This is a genomic window from Pseudomonas asiatica (genome assembly GCF_040214835.1).
GTDB lineage: Bacteria > Pseudomonadota > Gammaproteobacteria > Pseudomonadales > Pseudomonadaceae > Aquipseudomonas > Aquipseudomonas putida_Z.
Window position 1 is genome coordinate 1,299,822 of the sequence record NZ_CP157874.1, and the last position, 19,172, is coordinate 1,318,993.

Sequence of the window (19,172 nt, forward strand, 5' to 3'; positions counted from 1 at the left end):
CGCCCACCCCACCTCACCAAGATGCTAGGGTAGAAGCCTGCCTCCAAGGAGCCCGACATGGACCCGATCACCACGCTTGCCACCCGCCTGGGTGAACACCTGCGCCGCTTCAACGCGCAGGTGACCACCGCCGAATCCTGCACCGGTGGCGGCATCGCCGAGGCCATCACCCGCGTGCCCGGCAGCTCGGCCTGGTTCGAGGCTGGGTACGTGACCTATTCCAACACCCAGAAAACCCGTCAACTGGAAGTGCCCGCGGCGTTGTTCAGCCAGGTTGGCGCGGTCAGCCAGGAAGTGGTCGAAGCCATGGTCCGCGGCGCCCAGGCCGCCAGCGGCGCGCGCTTTGCCGTGGCGGTGAGCGGCGTGGCCGGGCCGGACGGTGGTTCGCCGGCCAAACCGGTGGGCACCGTGTGGCTGGCCTGGGGCGACGGCAACCATGTGTTCAGCGAGCGGCGCCAGTTCGACGGCGACCGCGAGGCGGTGCGCCGACAGACGGTGATCGCCGCGTTAGACGGCTTGTTACAGCTTGGTGCCGAGTAAATCGACGACAGGGGTTTGCGCGGGCGCTTGCCTGTGGAATAATACTGGCTACTTATACAGGTATTCCGGCCGTCAGGGCCAAGTCGAACACGTGAGGATTTCAATGGACGACAACAAGAAGCGCGCCTTGGCTGCGGCCCTGGGTCAGATCGAACGCCAATTCGGCAAGGGCGCCGTCATGCGCATGGGCGACCACGAGCGCCAGGCTATCCCTGCCATCTCCACCGGCTCGCTGGGCCTGGACATTGCCCTGGGCATCGGCGGCCTGCCAAAAGGCCGTATCGTCGAGATCTACGGCCCGGAATCCTCGGGTAAGACCACGCTGACCCTGTCGGTCATCGCCGAAGCCCAGAAAAACGGCGCGACCTGCGCCTTCGTCGACGCCGAACACGCCCTCGACCCCGAGTACGCCGGCAAGCTGGGCGTCAACGTCGACGACCTGCTGGTTTCGCAGCCGGACACCGGCGAACAGGCCCTGGAAATCACCGACATGCTGGTGCGTTCCAACGCTGTTGACGTGATCATCGTCGACTCCGTGGCTGCTCTGGTACCGAAGGCCGAGATCGAAGGCGAGATGGGCGACATGCACGTGGGCCTGCAGGCGCGCCTGATGTCCCAGGCGCTGCGCAAGATCACCGGTAACATCAAGAACGCCAACTGCCTGGTCATCTTCATCAACCAGATCCGTATGAAGATTGGCGTGATGTTCGGCAGCCCGGAAACCACCACCGGTGGTAACGCCCTGAAGTTCTACGCCTCGGTGCGTCTGGATATCCGCCGTACCGGCGCGGTCAAGGAAGGCGACGAGGTGGTCGGTAGCGAAACCCGCGTCAAGATCGTCAAGAACAAGGTTTCGCCGCCATTCCGTCAGGCCGAGTTCCAGATCCTCTACGGCAAGGGTATCTACCGTAACGGCGAGATCATTGACCTGGGTGTTTCCCAAGGCCTGGTCGAGAAGTCCGGTGCCTGGTACGCCTACCAGGGCAACAAGATCGGTCAAGGCAAGGCAAACGCTGCCAAGTACCTGGCTGAGAACCCGGCTATTGGTGCCGAGATCGAGAAGCAGATTCGCGAGAAGCTGCTGACCTCTGGTGCTGTTGCGGCTGCTGGTAAGGCTGCTGCTGCCGAAGCCGATGCCGATGACATGGCCGACGCTGACGCCGGTTATTGATTGCGCGGTAGATAGCCGAACATGTCCGCCGTACTCGACACCCCCGTCGCCATTCGGCGGACAGCCATGGACCTGCTCGCGCGACGTGAGCACGGTCGCGTCGAGCTGACGCGCAAGTTGCGTCAGCGCGGCGCTTCGGACGAGCTGATCGAGCCTGAACTCGACCGGCTCGCCGAAGAAGGGTTGCTTAGCGAAGCCCGTTACCTCGAAAGTTTCATCCGGTACCGTTCCAGCTCCGGCTACGGCCCTGCGCGTATTCGCGAAGAGCTAGGCCAGCGCGGTTTGGCGCGTGCTGATATCGAGCAGGCGCTACGCGAGAGCGAGGTGGATTGGGGCGAGCGCATGCGTGACGTTTGGCAGCGCAAGTTTGCTGGTCAGCGCCCGCAAGATCCCCGCAGCCGTGCCCAGCAGACCCGGTTTCTGGCTTACCGGGGTTTCCCCATGGACATGATCGGCCGTCTGCTGAGTGGTCGTGATATCGACGACTACTGAGGGCTGGGGCCGCTTTGCGGCCCCAATCCAGCCGGCAAACGTTATCTGACCGGCATTAGGGTTTACCCGCGAGTACCGGCAACGCCGCTCCCACAGGTTGCGCGGCGCACTTTGGAAATTTGTTCGACAATCAACTGACCTTCAACGCCTCCCTGGCCCGCTGCGTGGTATGCATGGGCTGCGGCTTGGCCCAGTTCTCCGGCAGGTTGATGAAGTCCACCAGCTCGCGCAGCCTGCCCTGATCCCGGCCATTGAAGGCAAATGACAAACGGGTCAGGTGGCTGAAGTTGCCCACTTCGTGCTCGGCACTGCTGTCAGGTTGCTGGTGATACTTGCCACTCAGGCGCAAGTCGGCAAAGCCTTCCTGGATGTCATACAGCGCCGCCTCGCTGAGCGGGTGATGCATGCGGATCACGAACTGGCTCTTCAGCCAGCGGCTGGAGTGGTAGTTGCTGTAGAACTGGTTGATTTCTTCCACTGCCTCGTCAGCGCTGTGCACCAGGCGCAGCAGTTTCAGGTCGCTGGGCAGGATGTAGCGGTTTTCCTCCAGTTGGCGGCTGATGAAGTCCAGGCAGTCGCGCCAGAAGCTGCCACCTGGCGAATCCAGCAGCACCACCGGTACCAGCGGGCTCTTGCCGGTCTGGATCAGGGTCAGCACCTCCAGCGCTTCATCCAGAGTGCCGAAACCACCCGGGCACAGCACCAGGGCATCGGCCTCCTTGACGAAGAACAGCTTGCGGATGAAGAAGAAATGGAACGGCAGCAGCTTGTCGGTGCCGTCCACCGTGGGGTTGGCATGTTGTTCGAAGGGCAGGGTGATGTTGAACCCCAGGCTGTGGTCGCTGCCGGCGCCTTCGTGGGCAGCTGCCATGATGCCGCCGCCGGCACCGGTGATGACCATCAGGTCGGAGCGTGCCAGGGTTGCGCCCAGTTCGCGGGCCAGGGCGTACATCGGGTGCTCCAGCGGAGTGCGCGCCGAGCCGAACACGGTCACCTTGCGCCGGCCCTTATAGCGTTCCAGGGTGCGGAACGAATGGTCCAGTTCGCGCAGGGCCTGCAGGGTGATCTTGGCGCTCCAGCGGTCGGTGTCGTCATGGGCCATGCGCAGGATGGTCAGCATCATGTCGCGGTACAGCGGCAGGTTGGGGCTGTTCGGTGCCACCAGTTGCAGTTGTGCGTCGATGTTGCTCAGGTCGATGTTGTTGTCGCGGAAGTGGCTGAACAGCAGTTCACTCGATTGGTAAGGCATGCAACGTCTCCTTCTGCACCAATACCTCTGACCTCAATCTAGACCCTTGCGCTCAATTGTGCCGGAGGGTTCGGCACAGCCGCCCGTCGGCATGCAGCCACGGGGGATGCGGGTTTGGTTAACTGGGTAGAGCGAAACGTGTCGATGCAGGAGGTGGCGGTATGCATCGCTTGATCATCGAAGTGGACCGGCAGCTTTACCAGCAGCTGGAGAATGCGGCCCAGGTGCATCACCTGAGCCTGGAAGCCGAGTGCCGGCGCAGGCTGTCGGGGCTGGAATGCCAGTCGCGCTACCTGCAGGCGCTGCTGGCAGAGATGCGCGCCGATGCCGCTGAAGGGCGCTGGCGCGCCCGTGAAGACGAGAAGGCGTAGCGATCGAAGTTGGTTACTTCTTCTTGTTGCCGGCCACGCAGCTGGCATTGTCGAACGCCTGGTCCATGATCGGCTGGTTGGTCTTGTAGACCGTGAAGCGGTAGACCATGACCGCGCCTTTGGACATCAGGTTGCGGAAACCGCTGTTGCGGCAGACGCTGTCACCCAGCTGGCTGCGTACCTGTTCGGGGTTGGCCTGCATGCGCGCGGCATGGTCCTGGCGCACGCTCAGGTGGTTGACCAGTGCCTTGCCCTCCACGGTGTAACCCTGGTCGAGGATGTCCTCGTTGATGGCTCGCGGGGTGCCGACACTGCTCTCTTTGGCAACCTTCTGCAGCGTGTTGTTCAGGTCGTATTCCTGCTTGGAAGCCGCCTGGGCTGCCAGGGGCAGGGCGAGCAGCAGGCTCAGGGCGGGGACGATACGGCGCAGCATGAATCTCTCCTGGTTCGATGACTGGCGCTTTGACATGCGCGGGTCGACGGCGTTCCCTGAAAATCGCGCAGGCGCGAGGCTGGGGTACGGTAAAAACAGCGATTATAAGGACCGCGCCGCCACCTGCACAGCAATTGCCCCCTGTTCTGGTAGACTGGCGCCCTTAGTTTTTTCCGAGTCATCCTTGTGTCCATTCCCAACCTGTCCAGAGGCCTGCCGGCATGAGCCATGCGGTAGCGCGCCTGCGCGCCGAACGCCTGGCCCGCAGCAACAAGCCCTTCATCGCCCGTGGTTCGCGTGCCGAGCGCTGCCCCGATTGCCGGGTAATCGCCACTCATTGCCTGTGCGCCTGGAAGCCGCGCGTGCAGGCCGAATCCGGCGTGTGCCTGCTGATGCATGACACCGAGCCGCTGAAGCCCACCAATACCGGCTGGCTGATCGCCGACCTGATCGAGGACACCTCGGCCTTCGGCTGGCTGCGCACTTCGGTCGACGAACGCTTGCTGGCGTTGCTGGGCGATCCGCATTGGCAGCCCTACATCGTCTTCCCCGGCGAATTCGTTGCCCAGGAGCGGGTGGTCAGCGAGGTAGTGCGCGAGCCGGGCAAGCGCCCGCTGTTCATCCTGCTGGATGCCACCTGGACCGAAGCGCGCAAGATGTTCCGCAAAAGCCCGTACCTTGACCGCTTCCCGGTGTTGAGCCTGCAGGCCGAGCAGATGTCCCGCTACCGCCTGCGCCGCTCCAAGCGTGACGATCATTTCTGCACTGCGGAAGTCGCTGCCATGTGCCTGGACCTGGCCGGCGATACCCAGGCCTCGCAGGCGCTGGACGCCTACCTGGATGTGTTCAGCCTGCATTACCTGAGCGGCAAGCGGCGCCTGCCGCTGGACGAGCAGGACGACACCCACCAGCGTTTGCATACCTTCCTATAGTCCAAGGGGCACAACCCCTGCTTTGGTTCATAATGACCCTTACCCGAGTGCCCGACACAGAACAGGATCCCCAGATCGATGGCCACTTACGAAATCCTGATTGCCGATGACCACCCGCTGTTCCGTGGCGCCTTGCGCCAGGCCGTTACCCTCGGCCTGGGCCCGGATGTACGCCTGGTTGAAGTCGCCAGCATTGCCGAACTGGAAACCCGTCTGAGCGAAAAAGCCGACTGGGACCTGGTGTTGCTGGACTTGAACATGCCGGGTGCCTACGGTTTTTCCGGGCTGGTGCTGCTGCGTGGGCAATACCCGCAGATCCCTGTGGTGATGGTATCGGCGCAGGAAGAGGCCGCAGTGGTGGTCAAGTCCCGCGAGTTTGGCGCCAGTGGCTTCATTCCCAAGTCCAGCACCCTGGAAGTGATCCAGGATGCGGTGCGCAAGGTGCTCGACGGCGAGGTCTGGTGGCCGCCGCAGGCGTTCGAAAAGGTCGATGTCTCGGCCGAGGCCAAGGCCGCCAGCGAAGGCCTTGCCAGCCTCACGCCGCAGCAGTTCCGCGTGCTGACCATGGTCTGCGAAGGCTTGCTGAACAAGCAGATCGCCTATGAGCTGAACGTGTCGGAAGCGACCATCAAGGCCCACGTGACCGCGATCTTCCGCAAGCTGGGTGTGCGTACCCGCACCCAGGCGGCGTTGTTGCTGCAACAACTTGAATCGGTTGCCAGCAGCTGAGTGCGCCTGGCTTCACGCTTTTTTGACTCGTGCCGGTCTAGTCTGCTGGCCTTTCCGTTGTGAAGTGACTCACATGACATCGCCATTCAAGGGCCAGACCGGCCTCAAACGTATCCTCAACGCCGCCGGCTATTCGCTGGACGGCCTGCGCGCCGCCTTCAAGGGCGAGGCCGCGTTCCGCCAGCTGGTGCTGCTCAACGTGCTGTTGGTCCCGGTCGCCTTCTGGCTGCCGGTCAGCCGTGCGGAGCGGGCGATCATGATCGCCGTGTGCCTGTTGGGCCTGATCGTCGAACTGTTCAATTCGGCGGTGGAAGCAGCCATCGACCGCATTTCGCTGGAGCGCCACCCGCTGTCGAAAAACGCCAAGGACATGGGCAGCGCCGCGCAACTGGTGGCACTGACCATGGTGGCGCTGGTGTGGGGTGTGATCCTGCTTTAAGCGATTGGTGGCAACACGATCTCGTCACTGCGGGTGAAGCCCGCAGTGAAGTTGCGGCACAGTTCGAGAAATTCGCGCATGGCCGAGGTCTGGTACTTCTGTTTGTGCCAGATGAAGTAGAACTGGCGCATCAGGTCCAGCTCCGGGGTTTCTACCGCTACCAGGCTGCCGCGGCGGAAGGCGTCACGCAGGGCCAGGCGCGAGATGCAGCCGATGCCCAGGCCCGACTCCACCGCGCGCTTGATCGCTTCGGTGTGTTCCAGCTCCAGGCGGATGTTGAGGTTGGTGCGGTGGTGGCGCATGGCCTGGTCGAAGGTCAGGCGCGTGCCCGAGCCCTGTTCGCGCAGGATCCACGCTTCCTGGGACAAGGTCTGTACATCGGCGCGGCCCAGCTTGGCCAGCGGGTGCTGCGGCGCGCAGAACACCACCAGTTCGTCCTCGACCCAGGGCTGCACTTCCAGGTCCGGGTGGTTGCAATCGCCTTCGATCAGACCCAGATCAATTTCGTAATGCGCCACCTGTTGCACGATATGCGCAGTGTTCTGCACATGCAGCTTCACCTGGCTTTCCGGGTGCACCTGCATGAAGCTGCCGATCAGCAGGGTGGCCAGGTAGTTGCCGATGGTCAGCGTGGCGCCGACCGCCAGCGAGCCGAAACCGGACTTGCCGTTGAGCAGGTCTTCGATTTCCTTGGCCTGGTCGAGCAGGGCCACGGCCTGCGGCAACAGTTGCTGGCCCAGGGCGTTGAGGCTCAGGCGCTTGCCGGCGCGGTCGAACAGCTGGCAGCTGGACTGGCGCTCAAGCTCGGTGATCGAAGTGCTGGCAGCCGACTGCGACAAGGCCAGCACACTGGCGGCGCGCGAAACGCTCTGGTGCTGGGCCACGGCAACGAAGACTTGCAGCTGACGAAGTGTAAATCGCATATCGATATAACCGATAACACATATCTTGATAATCCAGTTAACAGATATTGTCGCTGCCCCTAAACTATCGCGCAACTGCGCGTCTTGCGCGCGCCGCGTCTTTCTTCAGGAGCCCCATTAAATGAGCAACATGAACCACGAACGTGTCCTCAGTGTGCACCACTGGAACGACACCCTGTTCAGCTTCAAGTGCACTCGCGACCCGGGCCTGCGCTTCGAGAACGGTCAGTTCGTGATGATCGGCCTGCAACAAGAAAGCGGCCGTCCGCTCATGCGCGCCTATTCCATCGCTTCGCCGAACTGGGAAGAGCACCTGGAGTTCTTCAGCATCAAGGTGCCGGACGGTCCGCTGACCTCGCAGCTGCAGCACCTGAAGGAAGGCGACGAGATCATCATCAGCAAGAAGCCTACCGGTACCCTGGTACTCGACGACCTGAACCCGGGCAAGCACCTGTACCTGCTGAGCACCGGCACTGGCCTGGCACCGTTCATGAGTGTCATCCAGGACCCGGAAACCTACGAGCGCTTCGAGAAGGTGATCCTGGTGCACGGCGTGCGCTACGTGAACGAAGTGGCCTACCGCGAGTTCATCACCGAGCACCTGCCGCAGAACGAATTCTTCGGTGAGTCGGTTCGCGACAAGCTGATCTACTACCCGACCGTGACCCGTGAACCGTTCGAGAATCAGGGCCGCCTGACCGACCTGATGCGCAGCGGCAAGCTGTTCAGCGACATCGGCCTGCCACCGATCAACCCGCAGGACGACCGCGCGATGATCTGCGGCAGCCCGAGCATGCTCGACGAGACCAGCGAAGTGCTGGACAGCTTCGGCCTGAAAATCTCCCCGCGCATGCGCGAGCCGGGTGATTACCTGATCGAGCGTGCCTTCGTCGAGAAGTAAGGCGCAGGCTGATGCAAAGAAGGCGACCCTTGGGTCGCCTTTCTTGTGCCTGTGATTCATGTATCGCCTGTGCCGGCCCTTTCGCGGGCTTGCCCGCTTCCACAGGGATATCACAAGGCCTGAGGTCAGTGGTACCCCTGTGGGAGCGGGCAAGCCCGCGAAGAGGCCGGAACAGGCAATACACAATCTATTCGACGCGCGTCTCGCCGCTATACACCAATATCTCCCGACACCGCTTGCACAGGTAGCGCCGCCCCTGGCGCACCAGCTTGTGCCGCTGCGCGGTAAACGGGAAGTCGCTTTGCGGGCACGGGCAGCGGTAGATGTAGCGGGTCACCACGCGCCGTTGCACTTCGTAGTTGTGGCAACGGTTGGGCGGCAGTTCATACACCCCGCGCATGATCAGCTGCCACTCCTCGCCATGGGCCTGGATGCGGTCGCCGAACAGCTGGTGGGCCACCAGGTGCGCCACTTCATGGGCCACGGTCTGGCGCAGGAAGTCTTCCTGGTTTTCGCGGTAAAGCTGCAGGTTGAAGCGCAGCAGGTTCTCGTGCAGGTGGGCGACACCGGCTTTTTGCCCGCGCAGCTTGAAGCTGACTTCCGGGCGCGGGAAGGGGCGTTTGAAGAAGGTTTCAGCTTGCTGGTAACAGGTTTCGACGCGTTGTCTGAGCAGCTCGGGCATGGCGGGGTGGTTCTCCTGACCGGGCATTATGCCGCAACCCCGGGCAGGCTGCCGAGCCACCGGTCAGCGCACAGCCTGAGGCCGCCTTGCGGCGGCCTCAGGTTGATGCCCCAGTGTTGGTCGAGTCTGTTCTAGTTGGTGTAGACGGGCCCCACGCCCAGTCCCCAGATGATCACCGTGGCGGCCATGATCGCCACCAGTACCACAAGGCCCACCGCCAGCACCGAGCTGGAGAACAGGAAGCCTTCGTCGGACGGTATGTTCATGAACGTCGGCAAACCGACGTACAGCAGGTACACCGTGTAGCAGATGGCGGCGGTGCCAATCAGCATGCCCAGCCACAGGTGCGGGTACAGTGCCGCCAGGCCGCCGATGAACAACGGGGTGGCGGTGTAGGTGGCAAAGGCGATGCACTGTGCCATGGACGGGTTGGCATCGTAGGTGCGAGCCATCCAGTGGATGAACGCCCCCATTACCGCCACCCCGGCAAGCATCGCCAGGTACGACATGATGCTCATCCAGATGGCGCTTTCCATGGTCAGCATCACCGCTGGCCGGTCGCCGATCACCCAGCCGACCTGGGTGGTACCGATGAACGCCGAAATGGCGGGGATCGCAGCCAGGATCAGGGTGTGCGTCAGGTACATGTGGCTGATGGTTTCTTCTTCGCCACGAATTTCCCGCCATTCCTGGTCGGGATGGGTAAACAGCCCCACAACGTGATGAATCATGCCGATCACTCCTCTCAATGTTGCCAAACGCCCCCCAGATGGAGCGCAAGCGGCCCTAGGCCCGAACACCGAAGCAAGCGGTAATGTGGCCTTATGTCGCAGTATAGGAAGCCGTTACCCGCATAAACCGTGCTTTTTAGAGCAAATTGCGCTGTAAGACGCGCTGTTGATTACAATGAAGTCTTTATCGGAATGCCTACAGCGCCGCCGCGTTTGTGCGTAAAATAGCCGGCTTTTGTCACACCTCGCGGATCCAAGCGCTATGGGCACCCTCTCGGTCAACCAGAACAAACTGCAAAAACGCCTGCGTCGTCTCGCCGGCGAAGCCATCACCGACTACAACATGATCGAGGATGGCGACAAGGTCATGGTCTGCCTGTCCGGCGGCAAGGACAGCTACACCATGCTCGACGTTCTGTTGCACCTGCAGAAGGTGGCACCGATCAAGTTCGAGATCGTCGCGGTGAACATGGACCAGAAGCAGCCGGGTTTCCCCGAGCATGTGCTGCCGGCCTACCTCAAGGAACTGGGTGTCGAGTACCACATCGTCGAGAAGGACACCTACTCGGTGGTCAAGGAGCTGGTCCCCGAGGGCAAGACCACCTGCTCGCTGTGCTCGCGCCTGCGCCGTGGCACCCTGTACACCTTCGCCGACGAAATCGGCGCGACCAAGATGGCGCTGGGGCACCACCGCGACGATATCGTCGAAACCTTCTTCCTCAACATGTTCTTCAACGGCGCGCTCAAGGGCATGCCGCCGAAGCTGCGCGCCGACGATGGCCGCAACGTGGTGATCCGCCCGCTGGCCTACTGCAGCGAGAAGGATATCCAGGCCTACTCGGACATGAAGGAATTCCCGATCATCCCGTGCAACCTGTGCGGTTCGCAGGAAAACCTGCAGCGTCAGGTGGTCAAGGACATGCTGGTGGAGTGGGAGCGCAAGCACCCGGGGCGTACCGAGAGCATCTTCCGCGCCCTGCAGAACGTGGCACCGTCGCAGCTGGCTGACCGCAACCTGTTCGACTTCACCAGCCTGAAGATCGACGAGAACGCTACCCCGCGTTTCCTTGACGTGCTGAACATCTGAACCCATGCGCGATTACCAGTGGTTGCACGAGTACTGCCTGAACCGCTTCGGCTCGGCCCAGGCCCTGGAGGCCTTCCTGCCGCAGCCGCGCACACCGGCGCAACTGCGTGATATCAGCGACGACCGCTACCTGTCGACCTTGGCCCTGCGCGTGTTCCGCGCCGGGCTCAAGCACAGCCTGGTGGATGCCAAGTGGCCGGCGTTCGAGCAGGTGTTCTTCGGCTTCGACCCGGAGAAGGTGGTATTGATGGGCGCCGAGCACCTCGAGCGGCTGATGCACGACGAGCGCATCATCCGCCACCTGGGCAAGCTCAAGAGCGTGCCGCGCAATGCGCAGATGGTTCTTGACGTGGCCAAGGAGAAGGGCAGTTTCGGCGCCTTCATCGCCGACTGGCCGGTGACCGACATCGTCGGTTTGTGGAAGTACCTGGCCAAGCACGGCAACCAGCTGGGCGGGTTGTCGGCACCGCGCTTCTTGCGCATGGTCGGCAAGGACACGTTCATCCCTACCGATGACATGGCTGCGGCGTTGATTGCGCAGAAGGTGATCGACAAACCGCCGACCAGCCAGCGGGACCTGGCCTTGGTGCAGCAGGCGTTCAACCAGTGGCATGCCGAGAGTGGGCGGCCGCTGTGCCAGTTGTCGGTGATGCTGGCGCATACCGTCAACCATTGAGATTTGTGTTGGCCCCTTCGCGGGCATGCCCGCTCCCACAGGTCAGCGCCGACCTCAAGTGTGGCGCGAACCCTGTGGGAGCGGGCAAGCCCGCGAAGAATCTAACGCCCTTCGCCGGCCATGCGCCGTTCGTGCTGGAACTTCCAGCGCACATACAGCAGCCCGGCAATGAACAGCCCCAGGCTCACCAGCACCTCTACCCAGCCAAATACCGCCCGTGCCGGGTCGAACGCCGCCAGCACCCCCTTGATGAAATAGATATTCACTACGAAGCAGGTCCAGGCATGTGCCCGGGCGCTGCCTGTCAGCATGCCCGGCAGCAACAGCAGCAACGGCACCAGTTCGATCGCCAGGATCACCTCGACCCGCGCCCCGTGCAGGTTGGCGAACCACAGGTTGTTCACCAGCAGCAGGGCGACCAGGCCGAAGAAGAACGCCAGGCTCAACGCCCGCGTCAGGCGCAGACGCGGTGCCAGCCATTCCAGCGCCGGCAATACCTTGGGCTTCTTAGCCACGTGCGGCCTCCAGGGCCTTGGCGGTGGTCGCCAGGCGTTGGCCAAGGGCGCGGCACAGGGCTATCTCGTGCTGGTCGAGCTCGCGCTTGCCATCGGCGCCAGCATGATGGCTGGCGCCATACGGGGTGCCGCCACCGCGGGTCTCGAGCAGTGCCGATTCGCTGTACGGCAGGCCCATTACCAGCATGCCGTGGTGCATCAGTGGCAGCATCATCGACAGCAGGGTGGTTTCCTGCCCGCCATGCAGGCTGGCGGTTGAGGTGAAAACGCCCGCCGGCTTGCCGACCAGTTCACCGCCCAGCCACAGGCTGCTGGTGCCATCCAGGAAGTACTTGAGCGGTGCCGCCATGTTGCCGAAGCGGGTCGGGCTGCCCAATACCAGGCCGGCGCAGTGGCGCAGGTCGTCCAGGGTGGCGTACAGCGCGCCACTGGCCGGGATGTCCGGGGCCACTGCTTCGCACTCGGTGGAAATCGCCGGTACCGTGCGTAGGCGGGCTTCCATGCCGGCCAGCTCGATGCCGCGGGCGATGTGCCGGGCCATCTCGCTGGTCGAACCATGGCGGCTGTAATACAGCACCAGGATGTAGGGCTGGCTCACGGCAGGATCTCCAGTACTTTCTCGGGCGGTCGGCCGACCACGGCCTTGTCACCGACGACCAGGATCGGCCGCTCGATCAGCTTGGGGTGCCGGGCCATGGCCTCGATCAGTTGTGCGTCGGTCAGCGCCGGGTCGGCCAGTTTCAGCTCCTTGTACTCGTCCTCGCCGGTACGCAGCAGCTGGCGTGGGGCGATGCCCAGCTTGCCGAGCAGGGCCTTCAGGGTGGCAGCGTCGGGCGGGGTCTCGAGGTAGCGCACGATGGTCGGCGCCAGGCCGCGAGCTTCGAGCAGTTCCAGGGCGCCGCGGGATTTCGAGCAGCGCGGGTTATGATAGAGCGTGAGGTCGGTCATGTCGGGTCGCATCCAGCAGGGTGTGGCGGCTATTCTAACCGCAGCGACTGACCAATTTGCTTTAAAACTCGAGAAGGATTGACCCATGGCAAGGCGTCTGGCAGCAGTACTGGCCATCACCGCGAGCCTGTTGCTCGGTGGTTGCGGTGCCGATTATGGCGTGGACCAACACGGTAATACGGTTAAGGCCGAACAGATCGACGGGCACTGGCTGGTGCTCAACTACTGGGCCGAATGGTGCGGGCCGTGCCGTACCGAAATCCCTGAACTGAACGCGGCAGCCAAGCAGTGGGCGGCCGACGGTATCAAGGTGGTGGGGGTGAACTTCGATGGCTTGCAGGGGCAGGAGCTGAAGCAGGCTGCCGAAACCTTGGGCATCGCTTTCACCGTGTTGGCGCAGGACCCGGCCGAGCGCTATGACCTGCCACGTAGCGAGGCATTGCCGGTGACCTACATCATCGATGACAAGGGCAAGGTGCGGGAACAGCTGATGGGCGAGCAGACCCTGGAAGGGCTGCAGGCCAAGATCAAGGCACTGAAGGGCGCCTGATGCATTTGGGGGCTGCTTTGCAGCCCATCGCGACACAAGGCCGCTCCTACAGGAGATCGCATCCCCCTGTAGGAGCGGCCTTGTGTCGCGATGGGCCGCAAAGCGGCCCCGGCAATATTCAGCCTTCCTCAGGCCAGAAGCGCAGCGGCTTGCCTTCGGCCGGCCAGAAACGCATCTGCTCGATAGGCGACACATCCCAGCGCTGCACTGTTTCCAGCGCCTGCAGGAAGCGCTTTTCCTGCTCCATCAACGCCGGTGCGCAGAGCTTGCGGGTCTTGCCGACCTTGCCGAAGCTCAGGTGCTCGCCGTCCAGTGTGTACGGCGCAAACCAGTGGTTGCAGCCGCCGTTGCCATAGGCACGGCCATCGCTGGCCAAGGTCAGGGTCAGGTGGCTGTAATCGATCAGCGGCCGTTCGCCAATCCACTCCAGCACGTAGCTGCGCTCCTGCTGCAGTTTCGAAGGTTCCGCGGCGCAGCCGAGCAGGCCGGTGGCAATCAGCACGCCGGTCAGCAGATTCTTCACTCGGCGCTCTCCTGGCAACGCGGGCACAGGTGTTTTTCGCCACGGCTGGCCCAGCCCAGCTCGGCAACGCGCGCGCTGGCGGCAGGCTGGCGGGCTTTCTTGCCCAGCTTGGCGTCCACCGCGAACTCGAAGTCCAGCACGGCGTCGCAGCTGTCGCACGCAACCTGCCAGGTGAGGATTTCCAGCTCGTTGAACACCGGGCCGCTGGCCACGGCAACCCACTGGCCGCGTGGGTTGATCAGGTGGCGCACGCTCTCCACTGTCAGGCGCATGGACAAGTCCTTGCTGCCCTTGAGGGTGACCAGCAGGGTGTCGCCTTTGTGCATCGAACCGCCGTTGCCGGTGACCTGATAGCGGCCCGGCACCAGGGCGCGGCACTCGATCAGGGTGTGTTGCGGGTTGAAAAGGGTGTAGCGGAAATCGTGCTCGACCATGGGTCCTCCAGAAATGCCGCGTATCCTAGCACTAACCCATCACCAGATTCTGTGGATTGCCTGCCGCCCAGCGGTTGATGTTGTCCAGCGTGGTCGCGGCGATGGCATCCAGTGCCTCGCGGGTAAGGAACGCCTGGTGGGCAGTGATGATCACGTTGGGGAAGGTCAGCAGGCGGGCCAGTACGTCGTCCTGCAGCGGCAGGTCGGAGCGGTCTTCGAAGAACAGCTGGGCTTCTTCTTCGTAGACGTCCAGGCCCAGGTAGCCGAGCTGGCCGCTCTTCAGCGCGTCGATCAGCGCCGGGGTGTCGACCAGCGCGCCGCGGCCGGTGTTGATCAGCATGGCGCCGGGCTGCAGCTGGGCCAGGCTTTGTGCATTGACAAGGTGCCGGGTGTGCTCGGTCAGCGGGCAGTGCAGGCTGATGACGCGGGCTTCGCGCAGCAGTTCGGGCAATGGCAGGTAGCGCGCGCCCAAGGCCAGCAGGTCGGGGTTGGGGTAAGGGTCATAGGCCAGCAACTGGCAGCCGAAACCGGCCATGATGCGGGCAAAGGCGGTGCCGATCTGGCCGGTACCGACCACGCCGACGGTCTTGCCGTGCAGGTCGAAGCCGGTCAGCCCGTGCAGGGTGAAGTCACCCTCGCGGGTGCGGTTGTAGGCCCGGTGCAGGCGCCGATTCAGGGCCAGGATCAGCGCCACGGCGTGTTCGGCCACGGCGTGCGGCGAGTAGGCCGGCACTCGCACTACGGTCAGGCCCAGGCGCTGGGCGGCGGCCAGGTCGACATGGTTGTAGCCGGCCGAACGCAGGGCGACCAGGCGCGTGCCGCCTGCGGCCAGGCGTTGCAGCACCTGGGCGTCGAGCTCGTCATTGATGAAGGCGCATACCACCTCGTAGCCATCGGCCAGGGCAGCGGTGTCGAGGGTCAGGCGGGCAGGCTGGAAGTGCAGGTCCAGGGTGGTGCCGCTGGCGGCACGGGTGAAGCTTTCCTGGTCGTAGTGCTGGCTGCTGAACAACAGGGCGCGCATGGTGGGTTCCTTTTCCAGTGCAGGAGGTACAGCATACCTTGAATATGGCGCGGGCCACTGTGGGAGCGGGCGTGCCCGCGAAGAAGGCTTCGCGGTGGATGGCACGGGCTTCGCCCGTGTTCGCGGGCACGCCCGCTCCCACAGGGAACTGTGTCAGGCGCTCAATCTGGCCTGCGCCGCCAAGCGGTTGATTGCCGCATCCAGTTCGTCCAGTGCCTGCTGTGCCAGCGGGTTTTCCTGCTTGAGCAAGGTCTCGCTGCGCTGGCACGCGGCCCGCAACTGCGGCACGCCGCAATAACGCGAGGCGCCGTTCAGGCGGTGCACCTGTTCGATCAGGCCGTTGCGGTCGTCGGCCTCGCGGGCAGCGCGTATGGCTTCGCGGTCGGCTTCCAGCGAGGTCAGCAGCATGCTCAGCATATCCGCCGCCAGGTCCGCCTTGCCGGCGGCCAGGCGCAGACCTTCCTCGGGGTCCAGCACCTTCAGGTCATCACCGTTGGCCAGTTGCTCGGCCAGGCGTTCCTGCTGTGGCGCGCCCAGGCTCAGGCCGGTCCATTTCATCACCACCTGGGCCAGCTGCCGTTCGCTGATCGGCTTGGTCAGGTAGTCGTCCATGCCACCGTGCAGCAACGCGCGTTTCTCATTGGCCATGGCGTGGGCGGTGAGGGCGACGATCGGCAGCGGGTTGCCGCTTTGGGTGTTTTCCCACAGGCGAATCTGCTCGGTGCAGGCGCGGCCGTCCATGCCGGGCATCTGCACGTCCATCAGCACCAGGTCGAACGGCTCGTCCTGCACCGCCTGCACCGCCGCATAGCCGTTGTCGACAGCCAGCACCTCGGCGCCCAGGTCTTCGAGCAGGGTCTGCACCAGCAGCAGGTTGGCGGGGTTGTCGTCGACGCAGAGGATCTTCGGCTGGCGCTGGCCGTTGACGCTGTTCACCTCGCCCTGCGGGCGGCGCGGCTGCACCAGTTCCAGCAACAGGCGGCGCAGTTTGCGCGTGCAGGTCGGCTTGGACAGCAACTGGCCATGGCCGTTGGGCAGGTACGGATGGTACAGCGCCTGCTCGGTGGTCGGGCACAGCACCACGCACTGGCAATGGTAGCGCTCGAGCTGCTGGTGGTAATGGCCCAGCTGCTCGGGCGACAGGTTGCCAAGGTTGGCCCCGAGCACGGCGAACTCGAACGGCAAGCCAGCCTGGCTGGCGGCCTGCACACCCTGCAGCAGCTGGTCGTAGGAGGCGAACAGGCTGACGCTGAGGCCGCAGTCTTCCAACTGGTGTTCCAACGCCTGGCGCGCCAGCTCGTGGCCGTCGACGATGGCTGCGCGGCGGCCCAGCAGCGGTTGCAGCGGCAACTCCTCGACACCATCGTGGGCCTTGGGCAGGTTGAGGCTGATCCAGAACTGCGAACCCTCGCCCGGGGTGCTGTCGACGCCGATCTCGCCGCCCATCTGCTCGATCAGGCGCTTGGAAATCACCAGCCCCAGGCCGGTGCCGCCGGGCTGGCGGGCCAGCGAGTTGTCGGCCTGGCTGAAGGCCTGGAACAGCGTACGCACATCCTGTGGCGACAGGCCGATGCCGGTGTCCTGCACGCTGATGCGCAGCTGCGCACTGTCTTCGTGCTCGTCTTCGAGCATGGCGCGCACGACGATGGTGCCTTCGCGGGTGAACTTGATGGCGTTGCTGACCAGGTTGGTAAGGATCTGCTTGAGCCGCAACGGGTCGCCGATCAGCGACGACGGGGTATCGCGGTAGATCAGGCTGAGCAGCTCCAGCTGCTTGGCGTGGGCGGCCGGGGCGAGGATGGTCAGGGTGTCCTGGATCAGGTCGCGCAGGTTGAAGGGGATGCTGTCGAGCACCAGCTTGCCGGCCTCGATCTTGGAGAAGTCGAGGATCTCGTTGATGATCCCCAGCAGGTTGTCGGCGGATTTCTCGATAGTGCTCAGGTAGTCCAGCTGGCGCGGTGTCAGCTCGCTTTTCTGCAGCAGGTGGGTGAAACCGAGGATGCCGTTGAGCGGGGTGCGGATTTCGTGGCTCATGTTGGCCAGGAACTCCGACTTGATGCGGCTGGCTTCCAGGGCTTCCTTGCGCGCCATGTCCAGCTCGATGTTCTGGATCTCGATGGTTTCCAGGTTCTGGCGCACGTCCTCGGTGGCCTGGTCGATGCTGTGCTGCAGCTCTTCGTGGGCGTTGTGCAGGGTTTCGGCCATGCGGTTGATGCCGCGCGCCAGCTCGTCCAGCTCATGGCTGCCCATGGCCGGCAGGCGTTCCTCGAGGTGGCCGTCCTTGAGCTGGTTGACCGCGTGCTTGATGCGCTTGATCGGGTCGTTGATGGTGCGGCTCATGCGCAGTGCCAGCAGGCCGCTGAGCACCAGGCAGGCGAGGATCAGCAGCAGGCTGGTGAACAGGTTGCGGTAGCCGCGCAGCAGGGTGCCGTCGTGGGACAGCTCGATCTCGACCCAGCCCAGCAGGCGTTCGGATTCGGCCGGCACGGCATCGGTGGCCAGGTCGCGATGGTGGCCGAACACCGGCATCAGGTAGCGTGTGGCGTCATTGCCGCTGCGCTGCAGCAGCTGGGTGCCGGTGCCGCCGCTGGGTGGCTGGTTGAGCATGCTCGGGCCGGCGTGGGCCAGGCGCGTGCGGTCCGGGGCCAGGAAGGCGACCGCACGCACATCGGCCTGCTCCAGGGTTTGCGCGGCAATGCGCTCAAGTTGTGCCGGTGCCAGCTTGGCCATGGCGGGTGCGGCCAGTGGCGCCAGTTGCTCGGCGATCATCTTGCCGCGTTGCAGCAGCTGGGTGCGCAGGTCGTTCTGTTGCAGCCAGGTGAAGTAACTACCCAGCACCAGGGCCATCAGGCCGGCGGGCAGCAGGGCCAGCAGCAGGACCCGGCTGCGAATTCCCAAGCGATCGAGCACACTCGCCTCCTGTCATGTGCCTGGACGCCGTCAAGCGATGACGGCCAAGCCGGGAAGTTACTCCGCCTGCCGTGCTATTGCACCTCTTTAGTACGTGTTTTGCGCCCTTGCAGGGGCATTGGTCGCAGGGCGGTTGCCTGGCGGGCGCTGGATACTCAATAATTGCGCAATTGAGAATGCATGGCAGTTGCCAATGAATCCTGTAGCTATTCACAACTCCAATATCCTCGCCATCGAGGATGACCCGGTCCTCGGTGCCTACCTGCACGAAGAGCTGCAGCGCGGCGGCTTCCAGGTGACCTGGTGCCGCAATGGGCTGGAGGGCCTGGAAACGGCGGGGCGCCAGGCTTTCGATGTGGTGCTCATGGACATCCTGTTGCCCGGGCTCAACGGCCTGGATGCCCTTGCGCAGTTGCGCAAGCGCAGCGCCACGCCGGTGATCCTGATGTCGGCGCTGGGCGCCGAGGCCGACCGCATCAGCGGTTTCCAGCGCGGTGCCGACGACTACCTGCCCAAGCCGTTCAGCATGGCCGAGCTGCAGGTACGCATCGAGGCCATCCTGCGCCGCGTCGCCCTCGAGCGGCGCCATCAAGCCCCGCAGGCGCGTGCCGGCAGCGGCGAACTGCAATACGACGAGGCACTGTGCGACGTGCGCCTGGAGGGTCGCCTGGCCGGCCTGACTCCCAGCGAATACCGCCTGCTCGACATCCTCAACCGCAACCTCGACGAAGTGCTGAGCAAGCCGTTCCTCTACCAGCAAGTGCTGCAGCGAGGCTATTCGCGGCATGACCGCAGCCTGGACATGCACGTCAGCCAGATCCGTCGCAAGCTCAAGGGCATCGGCTATCACGAACGGCAGATCCGCACCGTGTGGGGCAAAGGCTACGTACTCAGCGCCAGCGAGGCGGAGTGACC

At 63.8% G+C, this 19,172-nt stretch carries 24 protein-coding genes; 12 read left to right on the forward strand and 12 right to left on the reverse strand.

What is annotated here, in order from left to right:
* Nucleotides 1–57: 57 nt before the first annotated feature.
* The 3 genes from ABNP31_RS05935 (at nt 58) to recX (ending at nt 2,203) form a co-directional block, all read left to right on the forward strand.
* Nucleotides 58–540: a CinA family protein gene (locus tag ABNP31_RS05935; protein WP_085665686.1), complete on the forward strand. Its 483-nt coding sequence runs from the start codon at nt 58–60 to the stop codon at nt 538–540.
* A 103-nt stretch (nt 541–643) separates the two neighbouring features.
* On the forward strand, nt 644–1,711 hold the full coding sequence (recA, locus tag ABNP31_RS05940; protein WP_015269214.1) for a recombinase RecA: 1,068 nt from the start codon (nt 644–646) through the stop codon (nt 1,709–1,711).
* A 21-nt stretch (nt 1,712–1,732) separates the two neighbouring features.
* On the forward strand, nt 1,733–2,203 hold the full coding sequence (recX, locus tag ABNP31_RS05945; protein ID WP_085619270.1) for a recombination regulator RecX: 471 nt from the start codon (nt 1,733–1,735) through the stop codon (nt 2,201–2,203).
* A gap of 130 nt (nt 2,204–2,333) precedes the next feature.
* Here recX and ABNP31_RS05950 read toward each other — a convergent pair whose 3' ends face one another.
* Entirely contained in the window at nt 2,334–3,452 is a 1,119-nt protein-coding gene (locus ABNP31_RS05950) for an LOG family protein (RefSeq protein WP_025337997.1), read from the reverse strand.
* 161 nt (nt 3,453–3,613) lie between these two features.
* Here ABNP31_RS05950 and ABNP31_RS05955 point away from each other — a divergent pair, with 161 nt between their 5' ends.
* Nucleotides 3,614–3,823 carry a hypothetical protein gene (locus ABNP31_RS05955; protein WP_025337998.1) on the forward strand — a complete coding sequence of 70 codons (210 nt, stop codon included), beginning with the start codon at nt 3,614–3,616 and terminating at the stop codon, nt 3,821–3,823.
* 13 nt (nt 3,824–3,836) lie between these two features.
* Here the strand turns inward: ABNP31_RS05955 and ABNP31_RS05960 are convergent, their stop codons facing one another.
* Nucleotides 3,837–4,256 carry a quorum-sensing-regulated virulence factor family protein gene (locus ABNP31_RS05960; RefSeq protein WP_085665685.1) on the reverse strand — a complete coding sequence of 140 codons (420 nt, stop codon included), beginning with the start codon at nt 4,254–4,256 and terminating at the stop codon, nt 3,837–3,839.
* Nucleotides 4,257–4,477: 221 nt separating this feature from the next.
* Between ABNP31_RS05960 and ABNP31_RS05965 the strand changes: the two genes are divergently transcribed.
* From ABNP31_RS05965 to ABNP31_RS05975, 3 genes are all read left to right on the forward strand, one after another.
* Complete coding sequence (locus tag ABNP31_RS05965; RefSeq protein ID WP_075043997.1) at nt 4,478–5,188, forward strand: tRNA-uridine aminocarboxypropyltransferase; 711 nt, start codon at nt 4,478–4,480, stop codon at nt 5,186–5,188.
* A gap of 78 nt (nt 5,189–5,266) precedes the next feature.
* A complete protein-coding gene (gene erdR, locus ABNP31_RS05970; protein ID WP_025338000.1) occupies nt 5,267–5,917 on the forward strand; it encodes a response regulator transcription factor ErdR in 651 nt (216 codons plus the stop codon).
* 73 nt (nt 5,918–5,990) lie between these two features.
* Nucleotides 5,991–6,356, forward strand: a complete 366-nt coding sequence (locus tag ABNP31_RS05975; RefSeq protein WP_025338001.1) for a diacylglycerol kinase — start codon at nt 5,991–5,993, stop codon at nt 6,354–6,356.
* Here ABNP31_RS05975 and finR read toward each other — a convergent pair.
* A complete protein-coding gene (finR, locus tag ABNP31_RS05980; protein WP_004375481.1) occupies nt 6,353–7,279 on the reverse strand; it encodes a LysR family transcriptional regulator FinR in 927 nt (308 codons plus the stop codon). The two genes, ABNP31_RS05975 and finR, sit on opposite strands and share 4 nt — an antisense overlap.
* Before the next feature lie 121 nt (nt 7,280–7,400).
* Between finR and fpr the strand changes: the two genes are divergently transcribed.
* The gene (fpr, locus tag ABNP31_RS05985; protein ID WP_004375483.1) at nt 7,401–8,180 is read left to right on the forward strand and encodes a ferredoxin-NADP reductase; all 780 of its coding nucleotides are present in this window, start codon (nt 7,401–7,403) and stop codon (nt 8,178–8,180) included.
* Nucleotides 8,181–8,367: 187 nt separating this feature from the next.
* Here the strand turns inward: fpr and ABNP31_RS05990 are convergent, their stop codons facing one another.
* Both ABNP31_RS05990 and ABNP31_RS05995 read right to left on the reverse strand, forming a co-directional pair.
* Nucleotides 8,368–8,862, reverse strand: a complete 495-nt coding sequence (locus ABNP31_RS05990; protein WP_025338002.1) for a SprT family zinc-dependent metalloprotease — start codon at nt 8,860–8,862, stop codon at nt 8,368–8,370.
* 131 nt (nt 8,863–8,993) lie between these two features.
* Entirely contained in the window at nt 8,994–9,593 is a 600-nt protein-coding gene (locus tag ABNP31_RS05995; RefSeq protein ID WP_012270925.1) for a Yip1 family protein, read from the reverse strand.
* Nucleotides 9,594–9,855: 262 nt separating this feature from the next.
* Here ABNP31_RS05995 and ttcA point away from each other — a divergent pair, with 262 nt between their 5' ends.
* Entirely contained in the window at nt 9,856–10,680 is an 825-nt protein-coding gene (ttcA, locus tag ABNP31_RS06000; protein WP_012270926.1) for a tRNA 2-thiocytidine(32) synthetase TtcA, read from the forward strand.
* A gap of 4 nt (nt 10,681–10,684) precedes the next feature.
* Nucleotides 10,685–11,356, forward strand: coding sequence for a DNA-3-methyladenine glycosylase I (locus ABNP31_RS06005; RefSeq protein WP_054573186.1), 672 nt, complete (start codon nt 10,685–10,687; stop codon nt 11,354–11,356).
* Between the two features lie 101 nt (nt 11,357–11,457).
* Here ABNP31_RS06005 and ABNP31_RS06010 read toward each other — a convergent pair whose 3' ends face one another.
* The 3 genes from ABNP31_RS06010 to arsC are packed head-to-tail and all read right to left on the reverse strand — an operon-like array spanning nt 11,458 to nt 12,819.
* The gene (locus ABNP31_RS06010; protein WP_238067349.1) at nt 11,458–11,871 is read right to left on the reverse strand and encodes a DUF2069 domain-containing protein; all 414 of its coding nucleotides are present in this window, start codon (nt 11,869–11,871) and stop codon (nt 11,458–11,460) included.
* On the reverse strand, nt 11,864–12,469 hold the full coding sequence (gene wrbA / locus ABNP31_RS06015) for an NAD(P)H:quinone oxidoreductase (protein ID WP_025338005.1): 606 nt from the start codon (nt 12,467–12,469) through the stop codon (nt 11,864–11,866). The genes ABNP31_RS06010 and wrbA overlap by 8 nt, the downstream gene beginning before the upstream one ends.
* Complete coding sequence (gene arsC / locus ABNP31_RS06020) at nt 12,466–12,819, reverse strand: arsenate reductase (glutaredoxin) (protein WP_085665684.1); 354 nt, start codon at nt 12,817–12,819, stop codon at nt 12,466–12,468. The genes wrbA and arsC overlap by 4 nt, the downstream gene beginning before the upstream one ends.
* Nucleotides 12,820–12,904: 85 nt before the next feature.
* On the opposite strand from arsC, the gene ABNP31_RS06025 reads away from it, so the two are divergent.
* On the forward strand, nt 12,905–13,369 hold the full coding sequence (locus tag ABNP31_RS06025) for a TlpA disulfide reductase family protein (protein ID WP_015269224.1): 465 nt from the start codon (nt 12,905–12,907) through the stop codon (nt 13,367–13,369).
* A gap of 118 nt (nt 13,370–13,487) precedes the next feature.
* Here the strand turns inward: ABNP31_RS06025 and ABNP31_RS06030 are convergent, their stop codons facing one another.
* From ABNP31_RS06030 to ABNP31_RS06045, 4 genes are all read right to left on the reverse strand, one after another.
* Nucleotides 13,488–13,892: an META domain-containing protein gene (locus tag ABNP31_RS06030; protein WP_004375489.1), complete on the reverse strand. Its 405-nt coding sequence runs from the start codon at nt 13,890–13,892 to the stop codon at nt 13,488–13,490.
* Nucleotides 13,889–14,326: a hypothetical protein gene (locus ABNP31_RS06035; protein ID WP_004375491.1), complete on the reverse strand. Its 438-nt coding sequence runs from the start codon at nt 14,324–14,326 to the stop codon at nt 13,889–13,891. The genes ABNP31_RS06030 and ABNP31_RS06035 overlap by 4 nt, the downstream gene beginning before the upstream one ends.
* A gap of 31 nt (nt 14,327–14,357) precedes the next feature.
* Nucleotides 14,358–15,347 (reverse strand): 2-hydroxyacid dehydrogenase, encoded by a 990-nt coding sequence (locus ABNP31_RS06040; protein ID WP_350013087.1) that lies wholly within the window; start codon nt 15,345–15,347, stop codon nt 14,358–14,360.
* A 153-nt stretch (nt 15,348–15,500) separates the two neighbouring features.
* The gene (locus ABNP31_RS06045) at nt 15,501–18,257 is read right to left on the reverse strand and encodes a response regulator (RefSeq protein ID WP_075044003.1); all 2,757 of its coding nucleotides are present in this window, start codon (nt 18,255–18,257) and stop codon (nt 15,501–15,503) included.
* Nucleotides 18,258–18,450: 193 nt separating this feature from the next.
* Here ABNP31_RS06045 and ABNP31_RS06050 point away from each other — a divergent pair, with 193 nt between their 5' ends.
* Nucleotides 18,451–19,170 (forward strand): response regulator transcription factor, encoded by a 720-nt coding sequence (locus tag ABNP31_RS06050; RefSeq protein WP_025338009.1) that lies wholly within the window; start codon nt 18,451–18,453, stop codon nt 19,168–19,170.
* Nucleotides 19,171–19,172 lie beyond the last annotated feature (2 nt).